This window comes from Aquamicrobium sp. LC103, from assembly GCF_001014615.2.
Taxonomy (GTDB): domain Bacteria; phylum Pseudomonadota; class Alphaproteobacteria; order Rhizobiales; family Rhizobiaceae; genus LBCQ02.
Genome location: NZ_LBCQ02000007.1, coordinates 255,036 through 275,333, shown reverse-complemented (window position 1 = coordinate 275,333; position 20,298 = coordinate 255,036). Strand labels below are relative to the sequence as shown.

The 20,298-nt window shown below is 63.6% G+C and carries 22 protein-coding genes; 13 read left to right on the top strand and 9 right to left on the bottom strand.

Features of this window, described 5'->3' with window-relative positions:
* Positions 1–2: 2 nt before the first annotated feature.
* Together XW59_RS15760 and XW59_RS15755 are read right to left on the bottom strand one after the other, a co-directional pair.
* A complete protein-coding gene (locus XW59_RS15760) occupies positions 3–773 on the bottom strand; it encodes an HpcH/HpaI aldolase/citrate lyase family protein (RefSeq protein ID WP_047146140.1) in 771 nt (256 codons plus the stop codon).
* A gap of 112 nt (positions 774–885) precedes the next feature.
* A complete protein-coding gene (locus XW59_RS15755) occupies positions 886–1,203 on the bottom strand; it encodes a DUF1476 domain-containing protein (RefSeq protein ID WP_047146141.1) in 318 nt (105 codons plus the stop codon).
* A 280-nt stretch (positions 1,204–1,483) separates the two neighbouring features.
* Between XW59_RS15755 and purC the strand changes: the two genes are divergently transcribed.
* The 10 genes from purC to XW59_RS15705 all read left to right on the top strand — a co-directional run bounded on the left by purC (position 1,484) and on the right by XW59_RS15705 (position 9,235).
* Positions 1,484–2,275: a phosphoribosylaminoimidazolesuccinocarboxamide synthase gene (gene purC, locus XW59_RS15750; RefSeq protein ID WP_047146142.1), complete on the top strand. Its 792-nt coding sequence runs from the start codon at positions 1,484–1,486 to the stop codon at positions 2,273–2,275.
* A gap of 43 nt (positions 2,276–2,318) precedes the next feature.
* A complete protein-coding gene (purS, locus tag XW59_RS15745) occupies positions 2,319–2,561 on the top strand; it encodes a phosphoribosylformylglycinamidine synthase subunit PurS (RefSeq protein ID WP_047146143.1) in 243 nt (80 codons plus the stop codon).
* Positions 2,562–2,580: 19 nt separating this feature from the next.
* A complete protein-coding gene (locus XW59_RS15740; RefSeq protein WP_047146144.1) occupies positions 2,581–2,835 on the top strand; it encodes a hypothetical protein in 255 nt (84 codons plus the stop codon).
* On the top strand, positions 2,832–3,500 hold the full coding sequence (gene purQ, locus XW59_RS15735) for a phosphoribosylformylglycinamidine synthase subunit PurQ (RefSeq protein WP_047146145.1): 669 nt from the start codon (positions 2,832–2,834) through the stop codon (positions 3,498–3,500). Before XW59_RS15740 ends, purQ begins: the two co-directional genes overlap by 4 nt.
* On the top strand, positions 3,497–3,934 hold the full coding sequence (locus XW59_RS15730) for a hypothetical protein (protein ID WP_246666106.1): 438 nt from the start codon (positions 3,497–3,499) through the stop codon (positions 3,932–3,934). The genes purQ and XW59_RS15730 overlap by 4 nt, the downstream gene beginning before the upstream one ends.
* 141 nt (positions 3,935–4,075) lie before the next feature.
* Positions 4,076–6,310, top strand: a complete 2,235-nt coding sequence (gene purL, locus XW59_RS15725; protein ID WP_047146147.1) for a phosphoribosylformylglycinamidine synthase subunit PurL — start codon at positions 4,076–4,078, stop codon at positions 6,308–6,310.
* Positions 6,311–6,468: 158 nt separating this feature from the next.
* Positions 6,469–6,702, top strand: a complete 234-nt coding sequence (locus XW59_RS15720) for a BolA family transcriptional regulator (protein ID WP_047146148.1) — start codon at positions 6,469–6,471, stop codon at positions 6,700–6,702.
* 15 nt (positions 6,703–6,717) lie between these two features.
* Complete coding sequence (locus tag XW59_RS15715) at positions 6,718–7,461, top strand: class I SAM-dependent methyltransferase (RefSeq protein ID WP_047146149.1); 744 nt, start codon at positions 6,718–6,720, stop codon at positions 7,459–7,461.
* Positions 7,462–7,558: 97 nt separating this feature from the next.
* The gene (gene grxD, locus XW59_RS15710) at positions 7,559–7,894 is read left to right on the top strand and encodes a Grx4 family monothiol glutaredoxin (protein ID WP_047146150.1); all 336 of its coding nucleotides are present in this window, start codon (positions 7,559–7,561) and stop codon (positions 7,892–7,894) included.
* 102 nt (positions 7,895–7,996) lie between these two features.
* Positions 7,997–9,235, top strand: a complete 1,239-nt coding sequence (locus XW59_RS15705; RefSeq protein WP_047146151.1) for a multidrug effflux MFS transporter — start codon at positions 7,997–7,999, stop codon at positions 9,233–9,235.
* Between the two features lie 34 nt (positions 9,236–9,269).
* Here XW59_RS15705 and ttcA read toward each other — a convergent pair whose 3' ends face one another.
* The 5 genes from ttcA to XW59_RS15680 all read right to left on the bottom strand — a co-directional run bounded on the left by ttcA (position 9,270) and on the right by XW59_RS15680 (position 13,535).
* Complete coding sequence (gene ttcA / locus XW59_RS15700) at positions 9,270–10,109, bottom strand: tRNA 2-thiocytidine(32) synthetase TtcA (RefSeq protein WP_047146152.1); 840 nt, start codon at positions 10,107–10,109, stop codon at positions 9,270–9,272.
* On the bottom strand, positions 10,099–10,776 hold the full coding sequence (locus tag XW59_RS15695) for a hypothetical protein (protein WP_047146153.1): 678 nt from the start codon (positions 10,774–10,776) through the stop codon (positions 10,099–10,101). Before XW59_RS15695 ends, ttcA begins: the two co-directional genes overlap by 11 nt.
* Before the next feature lie 177 nt (positions 10,777–10,953).
* Entirely contained in the window at positions 10,954–11,571 is a 618-nt protein-coding gene (rpsD, locus tag XW59_RS15690; protein ID WP_047146154.1) for a 30S ribosomal protein S4, read from the bottom strand.
* A 286-nt stretch (positions 11,572–11,857) separates the two neighbouring features.
* On the bottom strand, positions 11,858–12,703 hold the full coding sequence (murI, locus tag XW59_RS15685; RefSeq protein WP_047146366.1) for a glutamate racemase: 846 nt from the start codon (positions 12,701–12,703) through the stop codon (positions 11,858–11,860).
* Complete coding sequence (locus XW59_RS15680; RefSeq protein ID WP_047146155.1) at positions 12,681–13,535, bottom strand: RNA methyltransferase; 855 nt, start codon at positions 13,533–13,535, stop codon at positions 12,681–12,683. The genes murI and XW59_RS15680 overlap by 23 nt, the downstream gene beginning before the upstream one ends.
* A gap of 179 nt (positions 13,536–13,714) precedes the next feature.
* Here XW59_RS15680 and XW59_RS15675 point away from each other — a divergent pair, with 179 nt between their 5' ends.
* Positions 13,715–15,721, top strand: a complete 2,007-nt coding sequence (locus XW59_RS15675; protein WP_047146156.1) for a PhoX family phosphatase — start codon at positions 13,715–13,717, stop codon at positions 15,719–15,721.
* 59 nt (positions 15,722–15,780) lie between these two features.
* On the opposite strand, the gene XW59_RS15670 is transcribed toward XW59_RS15675, so the two are convergent.
* Both XW59_RS15670 and XW59_RS15665 read right to left on the bottom strand, forming a co-directional pair.
* A complete protein-coding gene (locus XW59_RS15670; protein ID WP_082137614.1) occupies positions 15,781–17,178 on the bottom strand; it encodes a tannase/feruloyl esterase family alpha/beta hydrolase in 1,398 nt (465 codons plus the stop codon).
* Positions 17,179–17,364: 186 nt separating this feature from the next.
* The gene (locus XW59_RS15665) at positions 17,365–18,270 is read right to left on the bottom strand and encodes an alpha/beta fold hydrolase (RefSeq protein ID WP_047146368.1); all 906 of its coding nucleotides are present in this window, start codon (positions 18,268–18,270) and stop codon (positions 17,365–17,367) included.
* A 144-nt stretch (positions 18,271–18,414) separates the two neighbouring features.
* Between XW59_RS15665 and XW59_RS15660 the strand changes: the two genes are divergently transcribed.
* Positions 18,415–19,629: an NADP-dependent isocitrate dehydrogenase gene (locus tag XW59_RS15660; RefSeq protein WP_047146157.1), complete on the top strand. Its 1,215-nt coding sequence runs from the start codon at positions 18,415–18,417 to the stop codon at positions 19,627–19,629.
* Positions 19,630–19,637: 8 nt separating this feature from the next.
* A complete protein-coding gene (locus tag XW59_RS15655; RefSeq protein ID WP_047146158.1) occupies positions 19,638–20,279 on the top strand; it encodes a glutathione S-transferase family protein in 642 nt (213 codons plus the stop codon).
* Positions 20,280–20,298: the final 19 nt, after the last annotated feature.

Below are 20,298 nucleotides of genomic sequence, written 5' to 3'. Positions count from 1 at the left end.
CGTCAGCCGAGGGACGCCTTCGCCGCGTCTATGAGCGAGGCCGCGCCCAGCGACATGTAGCGCTGCTCGTTGCCCATGGCGAAGAGCCGGAAGCCCATCTGTGCAAAACGGCGGACCAGTTTGGGATCGATGACGTAGATCGCGGCGTGCTTGCCGGCCTTCGTCACGCGCGCGCCGATATCGGCGATCGCCTCCATCATGTCCTCCAGCGCGGCATCGACCGTCGCGCCCCCGCTCCAGGCGATGGAGAAGTCGGACGGACCGACCAGCACGCCGTCGATGCCCGGCACGGCAAGAATGTCGTCGAGCGCCGCCAGCGCCTGACGTGTCTCGATCATGGCGAAGGCGAGCGTGTCGGAATTCGACTGCCGCAGCCAGGCTGCCATGTCCGTCGTTCCTCGGCGCGGCATCGCATAGCTCGGCCCCCAGGAGCGCAATCCCACCGGCGGATACTTCATGGCCGCGGCGAATTGGCGCGCGTCCTCGACCGAGTTCACCATCGGCGCAATGACCGCCTCGGCTCCGAAATCCAACGCGCGGCTCGCCATGTCGAAACGGCCCACGGGAATGCGGACGATGCCCGGCTTGTTGCTCCTGACGATCGGCAGCAGCCCGCGCAGCACGCTGTCCTCGTGATGTCCGCCATGCTGCATGTCTAGCGTGACGGCATCGAAGGCGGTGGATGTCAAGGCTTCGGCGACGAGCGCATCCGGTATGCCGGACCAGGCAGTGAAGATCGTTTCGCCGGCTTCGAGGCGTGATGCGAGTGACATTTTTGACGGGATCCTCCTTGAAAGAGCCCATTCAAACAGAAGCGCACCACCATGAAAAGAAAAACCGCCCGATCGTCGCGGGCGGTTTCAAGGATGCAGTTTGCCGGATGGATCAGCCGTTCTTGATCTGCTCGACGGCCTGAGCAAGAAGCTCTTCCATGGTGCGGCGGATCTGGTGGTCCGACTGGTCGACGCCGGCCGCGTCGAAATCCTTGCGCACCTTGCGGAATACGTCGTGGTCGCCGGCTTCCTCGAAATCGGCGTTCACCACCTCGCGCGCATAGGCATCGGCGTCGTCCCCGGTCTTGCCGAGCTTCTCGGCGGCCCACAGGCCGAGCATCTTGTTGCGGCGGGCCATCGCCTTGAATTTCAATTCCTCGTCGTGAATGAACTTCTTTTCGAAGCCCTCTTCGCGATCCTTCATGCTCATGGAATATCCTCCGGCTGGATGTCGAATCCTGACACGCCTATATGGGTTCGAAAGTCAAAAACCAAAACCGGAGCCCGCGGTCAATACGCTCTCTGTCGACTGCCCTGCGTCATTTGGCTTGGGATAGCCGACAGCACGGGCATCTATGTAAGCAATTGCGCATTGAGCAATGCTTACGTTTGCGCTAGAGACCGCGTGAAGATTCCCAGTCGCCGCAAATGTCTTGCCGCGCCGCAAGAAGGCAGTTCATCAAGACCTGCCTCAAAGACCAGAGATCGTCATGAATCGTCGCCGTCGCATTTATGAAGGCAAGGCCAAGATCCTCTATGAAGGACCGGAGCCTGGCACCCTGATCCAGTTCTTCAAGGACGACGCAACCGCGTTCAACAAGAAGAAGCACGAAGTCGTGGATGGCAAGGGAGTGCTGAACAATCGCATTTCCGAGCACATCTTCACGCATCTCAACCGGATGGGCATTCCGACCCACTTCATCCGCCGGCTCAACATGCGCGAGCAGCTCATCAAGGAAGTGGAGATCATTCCGCTCGAAGTGGTGGTGCGCAACATCGCCGCAGGCTCGCTCGCCAAGCGTCTCGGCCTCGAGGAAGGCACGGTCCTGCCGCGCTCCATCATCGAGTTCTACTACAAGGCCGACGCGCTCGACGATCCGATGGTCTCGGAAGAGCACATCACCGCCTTCGGCTGGGCGAGCCCGCAGGAAATCGACGACATCATGGCGCTCGCCATCCGCGTCAACGACTTCCTCTCCGGCCTGTTCCTCGGCGTCGGCATTCAGCTCGTGGATTTCAAGATCGAGTGCGGCCGCCTCTTCGAGGGCGAGATGATGCGCGTCGTCGTCGCCGACGAGATTTCTCCCGACAGTTGCCGGCTGTGGGACGTTGCGACCCAGGACAAGCTCGACAAGGACCGCTTCCGCCGCGATATGGGCGGGCTGGTCGAAGCCTATCAGGAAGTCGCACGCCGCCTCGGCATCATGAACGAGAACGATCCGCCCCGCCCGACCGGACCCATCCTCGTCTCCAATTCGAACGGCAAGGGCAAGCCGCACTGAGCGGCGCCCTCATCGACAGCCATTGCCAAGGAGCTTGCAATCCGTGATCAAGGCCCGCGTTACCGTCACCCTGAAGAACGGCGTGCTCGACCCGCAGGGCAAGGCGATCGAGGGCGCGCTCGGCGCGCTCGGCTTCGCAGGCGTCGGCTCGGTCCGCCAGGGCAAGGTCTTCGACGTCGAACTCGACGGGACGGATACGGCGAAGGCCGAGGCCGATCTCAAGGCCATGTGCGAGAAGCTTCTGGCGAACACTGTCATCGAGAACTATAGTGTATCCATAACCTGAGGTTGCACCGGAGGTTGCGGTGGCCGAGATCACGAATGAGTTGATCTACGAGATACTGAAGAACATTCAATTCAGGCTCGACAAAATCGAAGCCGGCGTCGATGAGTTGCGCCATGGTCACAGCGCGCTGCGCGGCCATATGATCTCGATCCAGACGGACATCTCCAATATCTACACCAGTCTCGCGCGCCACGACGAACGCTTCGACCGTATCGAACGCCGGCTTGAACTGCGCGAACTCGCCGAACCTCAAAGGCCATACGAACCGAAATGAAAGCAGCCGTCGTCCTCCTTCCCGGCCTCAATCGCGACCGCGACATGATCGCGGCGCTGACCAAGATCGGCGGCAAGCCGCCGGTGACAATCTGGCAGACCGACACGGAAATCCCCGATGTCGACCTGATCGCCATTCCCGGCGGCTTCTCCTATGGCGACTATCTGCGCTGCGGTGCGATCGCGGCACGCATGCCGGTGATGCGCGCCGTCGCCGAGAAGGCCGCCAAGGGCGTCATGGTGATGGGCGTCTGCAACGGCTTCCAGATCCTGCTCGAGGCCGGGCTACTCCCCGGCGCGCTGATGCGCAACACTTCGCTGAAATTCGTCTGCCGCGAGGTGAAGCTCGAAGTCACCAACGCGAACACGCCGTTTACGCGCAACTACGCGCCGGGGCAGATCATGCGCTGCCCGGTCGCGCATCATGACGGCAATTATTTCGCCGACGCCGAGACGCTCGCGCGCATCGAGGGCGAAGGACAGGTCGTCTTCCGCTATGCCGAAGGCACCAACCCCAACGGCTCGATCAACGACATCGCCGGCATCATCAGCGAAAAGGGAAACGTCCTCGGCCTGATGCCGCATCCCGAAAACCTGATCGAAACCGCCCATGGCGGTACCGACGGGCGACCTTTGTTCGAGAGCGTCCTGGGAATCGCTGCGTGAAGCCATCGTCCTTGCGCGTCTCCACCGCCTTTCGTCTGTTCGCGGCTTCCTTCCTCTTAGCCGGCATCGCACTGGCTGGTTGCCAATCGCGACGCGGTTCGGAAGGCGTCTCGACCTCCGGCAAGAGCGCCGCGCTCGCGACCATGGAGCAGGTGGCGATCTCGGCGCAGAAATGCTGGTTCGCGTCGAAAGACCCGGCATTCGCGCCCTACCGGATGGCCAATGAGCTGAATTCGTTCTCCGGTAGGCCGCGAATCCTGCTCGTGCCGGCGAGAAGCCCCGAGTCGCGGCCGCTGCTGGTGGTGCAGGCGGAGGGAACACCCGCCCGCGTCGACGTTTTCGGGCCGATGATGGATCAAGCGGGCGGATCGAGGATAGCGGCCGACGTCAGGCGCTGGGCCGCCGGCTCCGGCGAATGCCACGGCGCGGCATAAGCTTGCCGGTTTGCATCCCGGAAAGACGCCGTTTCGGGCGGACGCGCCGCGGACGGTGATTTTTCGCCTTTTGGCGGTATGACGCGGCGGCCACTTGCGTTAATGGACGCCTAATGGAAGCACATCTGGAACCCATCCGACATGTCTCTTCGCAATGACATCCCGATCTCGGACGAACTGATTGCCGCGCACGGCCTCAAGCCGGACGAATATCAGCGCATCCTCGATCTCATCGGCCGCGAACCGTCGTTCACCGAACTCGGAATCTTCTCGGCCATGTGGAACGAGCATTGCTCGTACAAATCCTCGAAACGCTGGTTGCGGACGCTGCCCACCAAGGGGCCGAGGGTCATCCAGGGGCCGGGCGAGAATGCGGGCGTGGTCGACATCGGCGACGGCAACGCCGTCGTCTTCAAGATGGAGAGCCACAACCATCCTTCCTATATCGAGCCCTATCAGGGCGCGGCGACCGGCGTCGGGGGCATCCTGCGCGACGTCTTCACCATGGGCGCGCGGCCGATCGCGGCGATGAACGCGTTGCGCTTCGGCGAGCCGGACCATCCGAAGACGAAGCATCTGGTCGCCGGCGTGGTGGCCGGCGTCGGCGGCTATGGCAATTCCTTCGGCGTGCCGACAGTCGGCGGAGAAGTCAATTTCGATGCCCGCTACAACGGCAACTGCCTGGTCAACGCCTTTGCCGCGGGTTTGGCCAAGACCGATGCGATCTTCTACTCCAAAGCCGAAGGCATCGGCCTGCCGGTCGTCTATCTCGGCGCCAAGACCGGGCGCGACGGCGTCGGCGGCGCGACGATGGCGTCGGCCGAATTCGACGACAAGATCGAGGAGAAGCGCCCGACCGTGCAGGTGGGCGATCCCTTCACGGAAAAATGTCTGCTCGAGGCCTGCCTCGAACTGATGGCATCCGGCGCGGTCATCGCCATCCAGGACATGGGCGCGGCCGGCCTCACCTGCTCGGCGGTGGAGATGGGCGCCAAGGGCGACCTCGGCATCGAACTCGACCTCGACAAGGTGCCGGTGCGCGAGGAGCGCATGACCGCATACGAGATGATGCTGTCGGAGAGCCAGGAGCGCATGCTCATGGTGCTTCGTCCCGAGAAGGAAGAAGAGGCCGAGGCCATTTTCCGCAAATGGGGCCTCGACTTCGCGATCGTGGGGAAGACGACGGACGACCTGCGCTTCCGCATTCTCCATCAGGGCGAGGAAGTCGCCAACCTGCCGATCAAGGAGCTCGGCGACGAGGCGCCGGAATATGATCGTCCGTGGCGCATGCCGCGGCGGCATCCGGACCGCGTCGAGCTCGCCGGCGAGCACCCCTCGCTCGATGACGCGCTGCTCAAGCTTCTCGACTCCCCTCACCTTTCCTCCCGCCGCTGGGTATGGGAGCAGTACGACACGCTGATCCAGGGCAATTCGCTGCAGATTCCGGGCGGCGACGCCGGTGTGGTCCGCGTCGAAGGCCATGAGAGCAAGGCGCTCGCCTTCTCCTCCGACGTCACCCCGCGCTATTGCGAGGCGGATCCTTATGAGGGCGGCAAGCAGGCGGTCGCCGAGTGCTGGCGTAATCTTTCGGCGACGGGGGCCGAGCCGCTGGCCGCCACCGACAACCTCAATTTCGGCAACCCCGAACGCGCCGAGATCATGGGCCAGCTCGTGCTCGCCATCAAGGGCATCGGCGAAGCCTGCGAGGAGCTCGCCTTCCCGATCGTTTCCGGCAACGTCTCGCTCTACAACGAGACAAACGGCGTGGCGATCATGCCGACGCCGACGATCGGCGGCGTTGGGCTCATTCCGGATTGGTCGAAGATGGCCCGCATCGGTTTTGCCGGCGAAGGCCAGACGATCCTCCTGATTTCAGCGCAGCAGGAATGGGGAACCCATCTCGGCCAGTCGATCTATGCGCGCGAATACTTCCAGAATACCGAGGGCGCGCCGCCGCAGGTCGACCTGAAGGTCGAACGCAAGGTCGGTGACTTCGTGCGCGCGCTCATCCGCGAGAGCAAGATCACCGCCTGTCACGATTGCTCGGATGGCGGGCTTGCCGTGGCGCTCGCCGAAATGGCCATGGCCTCGGGCATAGGCGCGGCCATCGAGGCGCCCGCCGGCTCGGCACTGCAGCTCGCGGAACGCTTCTTCGGCGAGGACCAGGCGCGCTACGTGATGACGGCCGAGACACAGGAAGCGGCCGAGACCGTGCGGCGGCGCGCCGAGGAGCTTGGTCTTGCCGTGCATACGCTTGGCACGACCAGCGGCGCTTCGCTGAAGCTTGCCGACGCCCGCGCCATCCCGGTCGACGAATTGAAGGCGGCGCACGAGGGATGGTTCCCCCGCTTCATGCGAAACGAGATAGAATATTAGGCCTCGCCATAACGGGCCCGTGCGAGCATGATCGTCCGGGAAGCTTGCATCGGGCCGCAACCTTTCCCATTGTCCGATTCCCGACGCGGGAAAACGACAGGACCGCGAGTCATCGAGAAACTCGCGGCAGGCAGACGACCCAGAAGGAGTGAACCGGCATGGCAATGGATGCACGCGAGATCGAACGGATGATCAAGGAAGGCATCCCGGATGCCGTCGTCACGATCCGAGATCTCGCCGGCGACGGCGATCACTACGCCGCCGAAGTCGTGTCGGAGAGTTTTCGCGGCAAGAGCCGCGTCCAGCAGCATCAGATGGTCTACGAGGCCCTGAAGGGCAATATGGGCGGCACGCTCCACGCGCTCGCCCTCCAGACCAGCGCACCCGACTGATCGCGGGCCGTCGCCATGGGCGATCGCTCGGAAAACGACGGACCGCTTGCGCCCGCCGCGTACGGATCGTTCGCGGAGCGCTACGACGCGATCGCGCCGACCAAGCCGCACAACGCGCTTTACGAGCGGCCGGCCACTCTGGCGCTCCTGGGAGACGTTCGCGGGCTCAATGTACTCGATGCCGGTTGCGGCTCCGGCATATTGAGCGAGATACTGGCCCGAGCCGGCGCCAAGGTGACCGGCTTCGACGTGACGCCCGAGATGATCGCGCTGGCGCGCCGGCGTTGCGCCGGCCTTGCCGTGGAATTGCACGCGGGCGATCTTTCCAGACCGCTCGACTGGATAGCAGACGACAGCCTCGACCGCGTGGTCTCGTCGCTCGCCTTCGACTACGTCGAGCGGCTTGAGCCGGCATTTCGCGAATTGCACCGCGTCGCCAGGCCCGGAGCTGTCTTCGTGTTCTCCATGGGCCATCCGATGCGCGACTGGCAGGATCCCCGCTCCCGCGGCGGCAAGACCTATTTCGAGACGAATCGCTGGGGCATGCATTGGGGCGGTTTCGGCGAGCCCAAGCCTTACGTCGAATCGTACCGCCGCCCGCTGGGCGACATCCTGAACGGGCTTGCCGACGCAGGCTGGCTCGTCGAAAAATTCGTCGAACCCTTGCCGGTCCCGGAAATGGCCGAGGCCGATCCCGAGCATTTCGAGGAACTTAGCGTCTCACCCGCCTTCCTCTGCATACGCGCCCGCAAGCAGTGAGGCGTTTCGCATCCTCGACATTGCCGCCGCGATATTCTATCTAGGGGCTACACCGATATCCTGTTCGGACGCGAACCGGACGACGAAAGGCAAACTCATGAGCGAGATCAGCGGTTTCATCGACAACGAAGTCAAGAGCAACGACGTCGTGCTCTTCATGAAGGGTACGCCCGGCTTTCCGCAGTGCGGCTTCTCCGGTCAGGTGGTGCAGATTCTCGATTATCTCGGTGTCGACTACAAGGGCGTGAACATCCTCACCTCGGACGAGCTTCGCCAAGGCATCAAGGAATATTCCAACTGGCCGACGATTCCACAGCTCTACGTCAAGGGCGAATTCGTGGGCGGCTGCGACATCGTGCGCGAAATGTTCCAGGCTGGTGAGTTGCAATCCTTCTTCGAGGAAAAAGGCGTAAGCGTCCGCGGCGCCGCCTGATCCAACACACCTGACCGGCTCCGTTCCGCGGAGCCCACGACGTAGAAATGCGCCGGCTCCCACCGGCGCTTTTGGTTTTTGCCGAAAATCGGATTTTCATTCATGCAGAAGAATGTCGAGCCGCGACAAGCGGCGCACTCCATTCCCAAATATGAATTCATTGCCTTGACCGCCGCGCTTATGGCGCTCAATGCGCTCGCGATCGACATCATGCTGCCGGCGCTGCAGCAGATCGGCGGCAGCCTCGGCGTCGCCGACGAGAACAGCCGGCAATATGTCATTACCGCCTATGTTACCGGTTTCGGGCTTGCTCAGCTCTTCTTCGGCCCGCTCTCCGACCGTTTCGGCCGTCGCAGGCCGCTGCTCGCCGGCATCGTCGTCTATGTCGTGGCCGCTTTCGCCTGTGCGCTTTCACCGAGCTTCGGCGCCCTGCTGGTCATGCGCTTCATACAGGGCCTCGGAGCCGCCGCGACGCGCGTCATCGCCGTCTCGGTCGTGCGCGACACGTTCGGCGGCCGGGCGATGGCCGAGGTCATGTCGCTGGTCTTCATGGTCTTCATGATCATCCCGGTGATCGCGCCGGGGGTTGGTCAGGTCATCATCCTGTTTTCCGAATGGCCGATGATCTTCGTCTTCATGGGCGTCGTGTCGGCGTTGATCCTGCTGTGGACCTGGATGCGCCTGCCCGAGACGATGCATGAGGAATACCGGCGCCCGCTTACCATTTCCGCGATAACGGACGGATTCCGGACCGTGCTGACCAACCGCATCTCGATCTGCTACACGGTCGGGCTCACATTTATGTTCGGCGCGCTGTTCGGTTTCATCAATTCCGCGCAGCAGATCTATATCGGCATATACGACGTCGGTGCGTGGTTTCCGGTGCTGTTCGCCGCCGTGGCGGGCCTGATGGCGATGTCGTCCTTCCTGAACTCGCGCCTCGTCGGCCGGTTCGGCATGCGCAGGATGGCGCATGGCGCCCTGCTCGGCTTCCTCACGATAACGGGCATCGCCTTCGCCATATCGCTTGCCGGGCCGATGCCGCTGTGGCTGTTCACGTCGCTTTTCGCCCTGGCGATGATGCAGTTCTCCTGGATCGGCTCGAACTTCAACTCGCTGGCGATGGAACCACTGGGCCATGTCGCCGGCACCGCTTCCTCGGTGCAGGGCTTCATCCAGACCGTCGGCGGCGGCATCATCGGCGCCTCGATCGGTCAGGCCTTCAACGGCACGATCACGCCGCTGGCCGCGGGCTATTTCTTCGGCGCGCTGGCGGGCCTGACGCTGGTACTGCTGGCGGAAAAGGGCAAGCTGTTCCAGGTCCACAACAAGCCGGTGTGACGCTTCTCATCCGGCGCCTGTCGCGGGCGTCGGCTCACAATCCGGTGAAATCGAACAGCTTCGTGTCGAGCAGATGCGAGGGACGCACATTGCCGATCGCTCGGATCATCGTGTCCTTGCGGCCCGGCATGCGCCGCTCGATATCCTCCAGCATCGCCTTCATCGCATTGCGCTGAAGGCCGTCCTGGCTGCCGCAGAGATCGCACGGGATGATGGGAAACTTCATCGCCTCGGCGAATTTGGCGAGGTCCGCCTCGGCGCAATAGCTGAGCGGCCGCAGCACCATGATATCGCCCTCGTCGTTCATCAGTTTCGGCGGCATCGCCGCCAGCCGCCCGCCATGGAAGAGATTGAGGAAGAACGTCTCCAGAATGTCCTCGCGGTGGTGACCCAGCACCAGCGCCGAACACCCTTCCTCACGCGCGATGCGGTAGAGATGGCCGCGCCGCAGCCTGGAGCATAGCGAGCAATAGGTGCGGTTCTCCGGAATCTTGTCCGTGACGATCGAATAGGTGTCCTGATATTCGATCCGGTGCTCCACGCCGTTGCGGGTGAGGAATTCGGGCAGGATGTGCTTGGGAAAATTCGGCTGCCCCTGGTCGAGATTGCACGCCAGCAGCTCGACCGGCAGCACCCCGCGCCATTTCAGGTCGAGCAACAGCGCCAGCAGGCCGTAGGAATCCTTGCCGCCCGAAAGCGCGACCAGCCAGCGCTCGCCGGGCTTGACCATGGCGAAGTCCTCGATCGCCTGGCGCGTTTCGCGGACGAGGCGTTTGCGCAGCTTGTTGAATTCGACCGACGTCGGAACGGATCGGAAGATGGGGTGCGCCTGCGTGCCCTCTTCCCGGCTCGTTTCCACCAGTTCAGCTTGCATTTCTCTGCACCCGCGCTGCGGTGACCTTCGGGAAGTAGGCGAAGATGGCGATCATCAGGAACATGGGAATGCCCAGTTCGAGCACTTCCTCAATGGCGAGCGCGGCCTTGATGCCGCCGAGGCCGAGCTCGATGCCGAAATCCGCCAGCTTGCGACCGAGCCCGTCGAATGATTTGGAGAGGCCGCCGCTGATGATCGCCGCGGCGATGGCAAGCGCCGTGACATTTCCCTTGCGCAGGCCGGTGAAGAAATCACCCGCATGGCGGCGGATCATCGCAATGCCGCACCAGGCGAGAAACACGAGGACGGCGACCACCACGACCTTCTCAGCCATCGGAACGTCGCCGGAGGTATAGAATCTCAGCGTGCTGATGCTGCGGCTAGTGAACAGCGTGTGGAAATCCAATTCGCGGGCGCAGCCCGCGAGAATCGTCGACGGGAAGTAATAATGGTCGAGGAGCTGAGGATACTCCCATTCGCGTACCAGCGTGACGAGGCAGACGATGTAGCCCGCAGCCGAAAGCGTCTCGACCGGCCCGCCCTCGGACAGGAACCAATGCGCCGTCAAGTCCGGCAGCATGAAGGAAAACAGGGTGAGGAGCAGGAGGAACACGGCCGTCGCCCAAAGCAGGGCGATGTAGTGGCCGGCTACGGTCGTCGATTTCATCAGGCTGCGCGCTTTCTCCGAGACGGCATCATGCTTTCAGGGAGCGTACCACAAGCGCGACGCGCTTTGTTCGAGCACAATTGTTCGGCGCAATGTGTAGTCTAAAAAAGGAAAAATTCCAAAACCGGAATCAACAAGGGCCGCATTGCGCGGCCCTTGCAGCATGATTTGCAGATATCAGCGCGAGTAGAACTCGACGACCAGGTTCGGTTCCATCTGAACCGCGAACGGCACGTCGGCGAGGCCCGGAACGCGCGCATAGGTAGCGACCATCTTGTTGTGGTCGACCTCGATGTAGTCCGGCACGTCGCGCTCGGCGAGCTGGACCGATTCGAGGACGATAACGAGCTGCTTCGACTTCTCGCGGACCTCGATCACGTCGCCCGGCTTGCAGCGGTAGGAGGCGATGTTGGTGCGGCGGCCGTTGACGTTGACGTGGCCGTGATTGACGAACTGGCGCGCGGCGAAGATCGTCGGCACGAACTTGGCGCGGTAGACGACCGCGTCAAGGCGCGATTCCAGCAGGCCGATCAGGTTGTCCGGCGTATCGCCCTTGCGACGGTCCGCCTCTTCATAGGTCTTGCGGAACTGCTTTTCGGAGATGTCGCCATAGTGGCCCTTCAGCTTCTGCTTGGCGCGAAGCTGCAGGCCGAAGTCGGAGAGCTTGCCCTTGCGGCGCTGACCGTGCTGGCCCGGGCCGTATTCACGGCGGTTGACCGGGGACTTCGGACGGCCCCAGATGTTTTCGCCGAGACGGCGGTCAATTTTGTACTTTGCGGATTCGCGCTTGCTCATCGCATTCCCTTTCAAGCAATTGCACCCGGAGCTTCACGCTCCAGGCAAAGGAAACGCGCCCTCCTCTGGCCTCCGTTTTCGAGACCTGACAGGATATTCCACGCACGCTTTGCGAAGATATCCACGGGACACGTCATTCAAATCGCCGGACATCTCTGCCCGGCGCTGGCGGTCAACTAGGCGAAAAAGGCCGGAATGTCAACGATGCCTATTCACCGGGTTGGACGTCGCGATGCTCGGAAGTAACGGACGACGACCAAAACGCCAACCTATGGCACCCCTCTCGTCATGAATCAGGTTCTTGTTGTCGCCCGTCGCCGTCCCTCACCATCAAGCCAAAACCTTGCATCAGCCGCCGCGCGGCGAAATCGGAGGCGCCGGAGGTGAAGATGGCGAGGTCCGGGCCGCCCGGCCCGTGCATCTGCGCGGCGTGCTCCCGCGGGAGCAGAGACAGCGCCCGCCGGGCGATCGCTTCGGCGGGATCGATCCAATCCACCGGCCAGGGCGCGGTCTTGCGCATGCGGTTGACCAGAAAGGGATAATGCGTGCAGGCCAGCACCACGATGTCGGTGCGCCTGCCGCCCTCGTCGAGGAAGCAAGGCGCGATCTCGGCACGCACGGCCTCCTCGTCGACGAAGCCGTCGCGCATATAGGTTTCGGCGAGCGAGGCCAGGCGGTCGCTGCCGACCAGCCGGACGTGGCACTTGGTGGCCCATTCGCTGATCAGGTCCCGCGTATATTGTCGTTTCACCGTACCGGGTGTCGCAAGCACCGAGACGAGGCCCGAACGGGTGCGCTCGGCCGCCGGCTTGATGGCGGGCACGGTTCCGACGAAGGGCGTGTCGGGAAAGGCATCGCGCAGGCCATCCAGCACGATGGTGGACGCCGTGTTGCAGGCGATCACCGCGATTTCCGGCCGATGACGCTCGATCAGGCCGGCGAAGAGCCTCACGATATGCGCCCGCAGCGCTTCCTCCTCCCACGCCCCGTACGGAAAGGCGGCGTCGTCGGCGACATAGACGAAACGCCGGTCCGGCATCAGCACGCGCGCCTCGCGCAGCACCGTGAGCCCGCCGACGCCCGAATCGAATACCAGGATCGGCCGGCTGCTATTCGTCCCCGCTCTTGTCATCATCCGCCCTCTCGCGCGCCGCCGCATCCGCCTTCGCCTTGCGCTCGGGATAGCCCGAGCCGCGTGGCGATTTCGGCGAAAAGTAATCGAGCGAGGCGACGATGCCCCGCAATACCTTGATCTCTGCCTCGGCGAATCCCGGCCGGGTCAGAACGGCGCGGAGATTGTCGACCATCTTGGGCTTCTTTGCGGCCGGACGGAAATAGCCGCGCGCCTCGAGCGCCTCCTCCAGATGATCGAACAGGCCCTGCAGCGCGCGCTTCGGCGCTGGCGCCATTTCCGGCCCACGGAACGGTGTCTGCGTCTCATCCTCCAACCCGGACTTCATCCATTCATAGGACATGAGAAGAACGGCCTGGGCGATGTTGAGGGAGGCGAAGGCGGGATTCACCGGAAAGGTGACGATCTCGTCGGCGAGGCCCACTTCCTCGTTGTCGAGGCCGAAGCGCTCGCGCCCGAAGAGAATGCCGCATTTCTCGCCGCCGACAAAACGCCGTCTCAGTATCCGGCCGGCCTCCACCGGCCCGCGCACCGGCTTGAAGCCGTCGCGCTCGCGCGCCGTGGTGGCGATCACATAATTGAGGTCGGAGATCGCGTCCTTCACCGTCTCGTAGACCTCGACGCGGTCGATGACGTGATCCGCCTTGCTCGCGGCCGCCCGCGCCTTCTCGCTCGGCCAACCGTCGCGCGGATTGACGAGCCGCAGCTCGACCAGACCGAAATTCGCCATGGCCCGGGCCACCATGCCGATGTTCTCGCCGAGCTGCGGCTCGACCAGGATGATCGCCGGTCCTTCCTCGATGAGCGCTTTCTTCAAATCAGTGCCTGCCATTGTCCGGTTAAGTCCACTTCCGATCGTCTTTTACAGCAGGTCCGCAAGGTTCGCCCAAGTCCCGTAAAATGCGCAGGAGCCGACTACCCGATTTCATCCCACTGTCATGCGCAGGCCTTACCAGCTTGGAGCAGTTCCAAACAAGCGAACTTGCATTATCTCATGAACAGGATTGGACGATGAACAAGCACACTCCAGCCAGTGAATCGATCTTCCGCACGAGCCTGCTGGAAGAGGCCGACGGCCCGGCGCGCAACGCCAGCGACAACCCCACCATGGGCGAGATCATCGCCAAGCGCTTCTCGCGCCGCGATCTCCTGAAGGGCGCGCTCGCCGTCTCGGCGATCTCCGCGACGGTCGCCCCGCTTGCCCTCATCAGCGCCGACAAGGCGCGCGCCGGCGGCACCGGCTCCGCCTTTTCCTTTCCCGAGGTCGCCGCGGGCGTCGACGAGAACCATCACGTGGCCGAGGGCTACGACGCCGACGTGCTCCTGCGCTGGGGTGATCCGCTCTTTCCCGACGCGCCGGAATTCGATCCGACCGCGCAGACCGCGGAAAGCCAGCGCCGTCAGTTCGGCTACAACAACGACTATGTCGGCTATATCCCCCTGCCCGACGCCGAGGACCCGGCAGCCCATGGCCTGCTGGTGGTCAATCACGAATACACCAACGAGCATCTGATGTTCCCCGGCATCGTGACCATCGCGGACGGCAAGCCGCAGGTCGCGCCCGCGGACCAGAAGCGCGTCGACATCGAAATGGCCGCGCATGGCGGCACGGTCGCCGAAATCCGCCGCGTCGACGGCAAATGGCAGCTCGTCAAGGATTCGTCGTACAACCGTCGCATCACCGCCGATACCGAAATGGAGGTCACTGGACCGGCTGCCGGTCACGAGCGCCTGCGCACCGGCGCGGACGCCACCGGCACCCGCGTGCTCGGCACCGTCAACAACTGTGCCGGCGGCGTCACGCCCTGGGGCACCTACATCATGGCGGAGGAGAACTTCCACGGCTATTTCATGGGAGAGCTGCCGGCCGACCACCCGGAGGCGACCAATTACGAGCGCCTCGGCGTGCCGGACGCAACCTATGAATGGGGCAAGTTCTACGACCGCTTCGACGTCTCGAAGGAGCCGAACGAGCCCAACCGTTTCGGCTGGATCGTCGAGGTCGATCCGTTCGACCCGAACTCCACGCCGAAGAAGCGTACCGCGCTGGGTCGCACCAAGCACGAAGGCGCCGAATCCATCGTCTCGCGCGACGGCCGCGTCGTCTTCTATCTCGGCGACGACGAGCGCTTCGACTATGTGTATAAATTCGTCACCGCCGGCCGCTACAATCCCGACGACCGCGCAGCGAACATGGACCTGCTCGACGAGGGCACGCTCTACGTGGCTCGCTTCGACGAGGATGGTTCGATGGAGTGGCTGCCGCTCATCCATGGTGAAGGACCGCTGACGGCCGAAAACGGTTTCGAGAGCCAGGCCGACGTCGTCATCGAGACGCGCCGCGCCGCAGACCTCCTCGGCGCCACCAAGATGGACCGCCCGGAGGATGTCGAACCCAACGCGGTCAACGGCCGCGTCTACGTCATGCTGACCAACAACACCCGCCGCTCGGAGGAGGACGTCGACGCCGCCAACCCGCGCGCCAAGAACGCCTTCGGCCACATCATCGAGATCGCCGAAACCGACGGCGACTTCGCGGCGACCACGGGCAAATGGGAGGTGCTGCTGCAGTGCGGCGATCCCTCGATAGCCGAGGTCGGTGCCACCTTCACCACCGAGACCACCAAGGATGGCTGGTTCGGCATGCCGGACAATTGCGCGATCGACGCCGCCGGGCGGCTTTGGGTTTCGACCGATGGCAACAACCCCTCGGCCACGGGCCGCACCGACGGACTTTGGGCCGTCGATACGGAGGGCGATGCACGCGCGACGTCAAAGCTCTTCTACCGCGTGCCGGTGGGCGCCGAGCTCTGCGGCCCGGTCTTCACGCCCGACGACCAGTCGCTGTTCGTGGCCGTGCAACATCCGGGCGACGGCGGCGACGACTGGGAGCCGTTCGGCCGCCCCTCCTATTACGAGGATCTTTCCACTCGCTGGCCGGATTTCCAGGACGACATTCCGGTCCGTCCGGCCGTCGTTGCCATCACCAAGCAGGGCGGCGGCAAGATCGGCGTCTGATCGACAGGTTTTCGGGGTCGTCGCAAGGCGGCCCCGAATTCCTTCAAGCCGAGATGGCTTTACTGACGGCACTCGAAACTGGCGGCATTCTCCGCGTCGCCGCTTCCGGAATAGTGAGCGTAGGCCGGATACGGGCACAACGGCCGCGTGCGCTCGGGAAAAGCGCTGCCCGAGGCTACGACGCGATCGGGTACAACCCCGTTCTCGACCCATTCGACCAATTCGCTCAGCATGTCGAACTGGTCGAGCCCGCCCGGATCGCTCATGCCGTGGAAGAACATGATCCTGCCGCCCTGGCCCGCGAACGAGCCGAGGTCGGTCCATCCGTTCGTGTCGATGAGATGCTGGTGCGGATCGCCGTCGAGCGCCGCGAGGATGGCGTCGACGTCGAAGTCGAGCGCCGTGTTGCGGAACTGACGGTTCCGTTTGTCGTCCACGCGCAGGATGCCCGGTATCGTATCCGCCTCGGAGACGATGCCCGTATCGTAGGGAAATGCCGGATAGGCCGCCCGACCGGAAGCGTCGAATGTCGGCGCGAAGGTCTCGGCGACGACCTCGGCCTGTTCCACGGTGAGGCAGGTTCCGCCTTTTTCGCCCTCACAGGCGAGCTTTCTGGGGTCGAAGGCGCAGGCCGCCATGTTGAAGATCATGCCGTCCTCGGCGCCGTCGAGCCCATCACAGGCTTCCAGCAGACCCGTCAAGATCGATTCGCGGTCTGAATCGCCGAGCGCTGCCATCCGGTCGGGCAAGCCATCGGCGCCCTTCGCCGCTATGCGGTTCATGGCGACGGCCTTGGCCGCGAGCGACATGTTGGAGCGGCCAGTGCGCATCGCGGGAGCCCCGACGATGATGCCGTCGAACAGATCAGGATAGCGCTGCACCGCGATCATCCCCTCGCGCCCGCCGGTCGAGCAGCCGGCGAAGTAGGAGCGGCTGGCCGGCGTGCCGTAATATTTGTCGACGATGGCGCGGGCGAGCCTGGTCACCTTGTCCACCGAGCCTTGTGCAAAGTTCAAGGCCGCGATCTGGTCCTTCTTGAAGGAGGCGTCGAAGCTCTCGCCCTTGTGACCGCCGTCGTTGGAAACCACCGCGAAGCCGCGCTCGAGCGCGGATTTTTCCCCGGCCGCGGTCGCGCCTATGGGGGGCCTCACCGAACCGTTCAGCCCTCCGCCACCCTGAAACAAGAACCGTCCCGACCAGTCGTCGGGCAAGGCCAGACCGAAACCGATGGCATAAGGGACACCGTCGACGCCGGTGCGATGCTCGAAGGAGCCCGTCAAAAGACAATGCGGCGGCTCCTCCCCGGCCACATGCTTCGCGCTTTCTATCCGCAGATCGTAACCCGGCAGTTCCAGCCCGCTCAGCGACACACAAGCCTGCTCGTCTCGCGCCTGCGCCGCCGCGCAATTCATCGCCAGCAGCGCCAGCGTGCCGGCGCCGAACATCAATCCCCGCATTGCAGCGACCTCCTCACCAAGCTCCTTCCGCAGGCTTACCCTGCGGAAGGCAACGTTGCGACGTGCGGGTCATCTGTCAATATAAATGTTATAATCAATAACATTAATGGGCAGAGCGGCACCGGCGACGGGAACGAGCGGCGCTGCGCTGCCTCGAGACGGTGGGGACTGCTCGGAAACTTGAATCTATTCGCCAGCCCTGTCGGCCAGAAATTCCCGCATCGTCCTCGCCACCAGCGCCGGCTTCTCGTGCAGGATCCAATGGCCCGCGCCGTCGATCCGCCTGACCGTCAGATCGGGCGCGAAATCCTCCAGCCCCTCGATACATGCCGGTCGCAGCGCCTCGTCGGCGTCGCCCCATACGACCAGATGCGGCATCGCGACCTTGAACGCTTCACGCGGCATGTCGAGGATGAGCGAACCGCCGGCCTCTTCGCCCGGGGCCGGAACGGCGACCGGCGACGCCCGATACCAGTTGAGCATGCCGGTGAGCGCGCCGGGTTGCCGCCATGCATTGAGATATTCGGCCTTCATCCGCTCGTCCATGAAGTCGATCTTCGAAAATCCCTCGATCATGCGGAACAACCGCCGATAACCGTCCTCGGAAAGCAGCGTCTCCGCGTCGTTCGCCTTCAGGCGATTGATGTATTGGCTTGCCGTGCGCTGGCCCGGATCGTCGAGGATCGCGCGCTGGAAGCACACGGGATGAACCCCGTTTGCGATGACGAGGTGCGAGAGGCGTCCCGGATGCGCGAAAGCGAATGCATAGGCGACGGACGCCCCCCAGTCGTGGCCGGCGAGAACGAAGGGCCGCCCTGGTGACAGCCGATCGGCGAGCGAGGCGAGGTCGGCGACCATGTGGCGGATGCGATATGCATCGATCGCCGCCGGCTTGGAGGAGAGGTTGAAGCCGCGCTGATCCGGAGCGACGAGGTGGAAACCGTCCGCCAGTTCGGCCATCACCGCGCCCCATGCAGCCCAATATTCCGGGAATCCGTGCAGGCAGATGACGAGAGGATGCTCCGGGTTCCCGATGGAGGCGAAGTGCAGCTTCGCCTCGCCCGTGTCGTGATGATCATGGCGGAATTCCATTTCCATGCCTCCTCTGCCAGCCCTGCCGGCCTGCGTTCATCGGCCCGCTTTGACTAGGCCGCGCACGATGCTATAGGGGCCGCATCTCGAATTCGAACCCTGCGGGACATTCGTCCTTTCTCTCAAATCAACGAGGCATTTCTCATGGCGAAGATCAAGGTGGCAAATCCGGTTGTCGAGCTCGACGGCGACGAGATGACCCGCATCATCTGGCAGCTCATCAAGGACAAGCTGATCCACCCCTATCTCGACATCGATCTGCTTTACTATGACCTCAGCGTCGAGAGCCGCGACGCCACGGACGACCAGATCACCATCGATGCGGCCAAGGCTATCCAGAAGCACGGCGTCGGCGTGAAATGCGCCACGATCACGCCGGACGAGGCCCGCGTCGAGGAATTCAAGCTCAAGAAGATGTGGAAGTCGCCGAACGGCACGATCCGCAACATCCTCGGCGGCACGATCTTCCGCGAGCCGATCATCATGAAGAACGTCCCGCGCCTCGTGCCGGGCTGGACCAAACCGATCATCGTCGGTCGTCACGCCTTCGGCGACCAGTACCGCGCGACCGACTTCAAGTTCCCCGGCAAGGGCAAGCTGACGATCAAGTTCGTCGGCGAGGACGGCCAGACCATCGAGCACGAAGTCTTCGACGCGCCGGGCTCCGGCGTCGCCATGGCGATGTACAATCTCGACGAGTCGATCCGCGAATTCGCCCGCGCCTCGCTGAACTACGGCCTGCTGCGCGGCTACCCTGTCTACCTGTCGACCAAGAACACCATCCTCAAAGCCTATGACGGCCGCTTCAAGGACATCTTCCAGGAAGTCTACGAGAAGGAGTTCGAGGCCGCCTTCAAGGAAAAGAAGATCTGGTACGAGCACCGCCTGATCGACGACATGGTGGCGGCGAGCCTGAAATGGTCGGGCGGCTATGTCTGGGCGTGCAAGAACTATGACGGCGACGTGCAGTCGGACACGGTCGCGCAGGGCTTCGGCTCGCTCGGCCTGATGACCTCGGTGCTGATGACGCCGGACGGCAAGACGGTGGAGGCGGAAGCCGCCCACGGCACCGTCACCCGCCACTACCGCCAGCATCAGAAGGGCGAGGAGACCTCGACCAACTCGATCGCCTCGATCTTCGCCTGGACGCGCGGCCTGGCGCACCGCGCCAAGCTCGACGACAATGCCGAGCTGAAGCGCTTCGCCGACACGCTGGAGCGCGTTTGCGTGCAGACCGTGGAGGACGGCTTCATGACCAAGGACCTGGCGCTTCTCATCGGCGCCGACCAGCCCTGGCTCTCGACCACCGGCTTCCTCGACAAGATCGACGAGAACCTGCAGAAGGCGATGGCCGCCTGAGGCATGAAATGACCGGCAAGCCGCGCCTTTTCGGATCCGACTACAGCGTCTACGTCCGGATCGCGCGGCTTGTCCTCCTCGAAAAGGGCGTCGACCACGAGGTGATGCCGGTCGACGTCTTCACACCGGGCGGGCCGCCCGCCTGGTACCGCGACCATCACCCCTTCTCCAAGATCCCCGCCTTCGAGCACGGCGCCTTCCGCCTGTTCGAGACCTCCGCGATCACGCGATATGTCGACGACGCCTTCGACGGTCCGGCGCTGCAGCCGAGCGATGCGCGCCGGCGCGCGGTGATGAACCAGATCATCGGCCTGCTCGACGCCTATGCCTACCGGACGCTGGTGTGGGACATCTATGTCGAGCGGGTTTCCAAGCCGCGCGACGGCAAGCCCTCCGACGAGGCGAGGATCGCGGCGGCGATTCCCGTGGCCGAGACCTGCCTCGCCACGCTCTCCAGGCTGAAATCGCCAGGCCCCTGGCTGCTCGGCGACACGCTGACGCTTGCGGACCTCCATGCCGCGCCGATCTTTGCCTATTTCCTCAAGGCGCCGGAAGCCGCGCCACTCATGAAGGCTCAACCGGAGCTTGTCGGCTGGTGGGGGAGGATCGGCGCCAGACCAAGCTTCCTGGCGACGGAACCCACGAGCTGAACCGACCTTTCCGCCGGCC

Excerpts from the sequence above, each read along its gene's own strand:
- ttcA (WP_047146152.1), bottom strand. The coding sequence starts at position 10,109 with ATGCAAGCTGAACTGGTGGAAACGAGCCGGGAAGAGGGCACGCAGGCG.
- XW59_RS15705 (WP_047146151.1), top strand. The coding sequence starts at position 7,997 with ATGCAGAAGAATGTCGAGCCGCGACAAGCGGCGCACTCCATTCCCAAA.
- purQ (WP_047146145.1), top strand. The coding sequence starts at position 2,832 with ATGAAAGCAGCCGTCGTCCTCCTTCCCGGCCTCAATCGCGACCGCGAC.
- XW59_RS15675 (WP_047146156.1), top strand. The coding sequence starts at position 13,715 with ATGAACAAGCACACTCCAGCCAGTGAATCGATCTTCCGCACGAGCCTG.
- XW59_RS15660 (WP_047146157.1), top strand. The coding sequence starts at position 18,415 with ATGGCGAAGATCAAGGTGGCAAATCCGGTTGTCGAGCTCGACGGCGAC.
- XW59_RS15760 (WP_047146140.1), bottom strand. The coding sequence starts at position 773 with ATGTCACTCGCATCACGCCTCGAAGCCGGCGAAACGATCTTCACTGCC.
- XW59_RS15670 (WP_082137614.1), bottom strand. The coding sequence starts at position 17,178 with ATGCGGGGATTGATGTTCGGCGCCGGCACGCTGGCGCTGCTGGCGATG.
- purC (WP_047146142.1), top strand. The coding sequence starts at position 1,484 with ATGAATCGTCGCCGTCGCATTTATGAAGGCAAGGCCAAGATCCTCTAT.
- XW59_RS15720 (WP_047146148.1), top strand. The coding sequence starts at position 6,469 with ATGGCAATGGATGCACGCGAGATCGAACGGATGATCAAGGAAGGCATC.
- XW59_RS15755 (WP_047146141.1), bottom strand. The coding sequence starts at position 1,203 with ATGAGCATGAAGGATCGCGAAGAGGGCTTCGAAAAGAAGTTCATTCAC.
- XW59_RS15715 (WP_047146149.1), top strand. The coding sequence starts at position 6,718 with ATGGGCGATCGCTCGGAAAACGACGGACCGCTTGCGCCCGCCGCGTAC.
- murI (WP_047146366.1), bottom strand. The coding sequence starts at position 12,703 with ATGACAAGAGCGGGGACGAATAGCAGCCGGCCGATCCTGGTATTCGAT.
- XW59_RS15655 (WP_047146158.1), top strand. The coding sequence starts at position 19,638 with ATGACCGGCAAGCCGCGCCTTTTCGGATCCGACTACAGCGTCTACGTC.
- rpsD (WP_047146154.1), bottom strand. The coding sequence starts at position 11,571 with ATGAGCAAGCGCGAATCCGCAAAGTACAAAATTGACCGCCGTCTCGGC.
- XW59_RS15680 (WP_047146155.1), bottom strand. The coding sequence starts at position 13,535 with ATGGCAGGCACTGATTTGAAGAAAGCGCTCATCGAGGAAGGACCGGCG.
- purL (WP_047146147.1), top strand. The coding sequence starts at position 4,076 with ATGTCTCTTCGCAATGACATCCCGATCTCGGACGAACTGATTGCCGCG.
- XW59_RS15665 (WP_047146368.1), bottom strand. The coding sequence starts at position 18,270 with ATGGAATTCCGCCATGATCATCACGACACGGGCGAGGCGAAGCTGCAC.
- grxD (WP_047146150.1), top strand. The coding sequence starts at position 7,559 with ATGAGCGAGATCAGCGGTTTCATCGACAACGAAGTCAAGAGCAACGAC.
- XW59_RS15695 (WP_047146153.1), bottom strand. The coding sequence starts at position 10,776 with ATGAAATCGACGACCGTAGCCGGCCACTACATCGCCCTGCTTTGGGCG.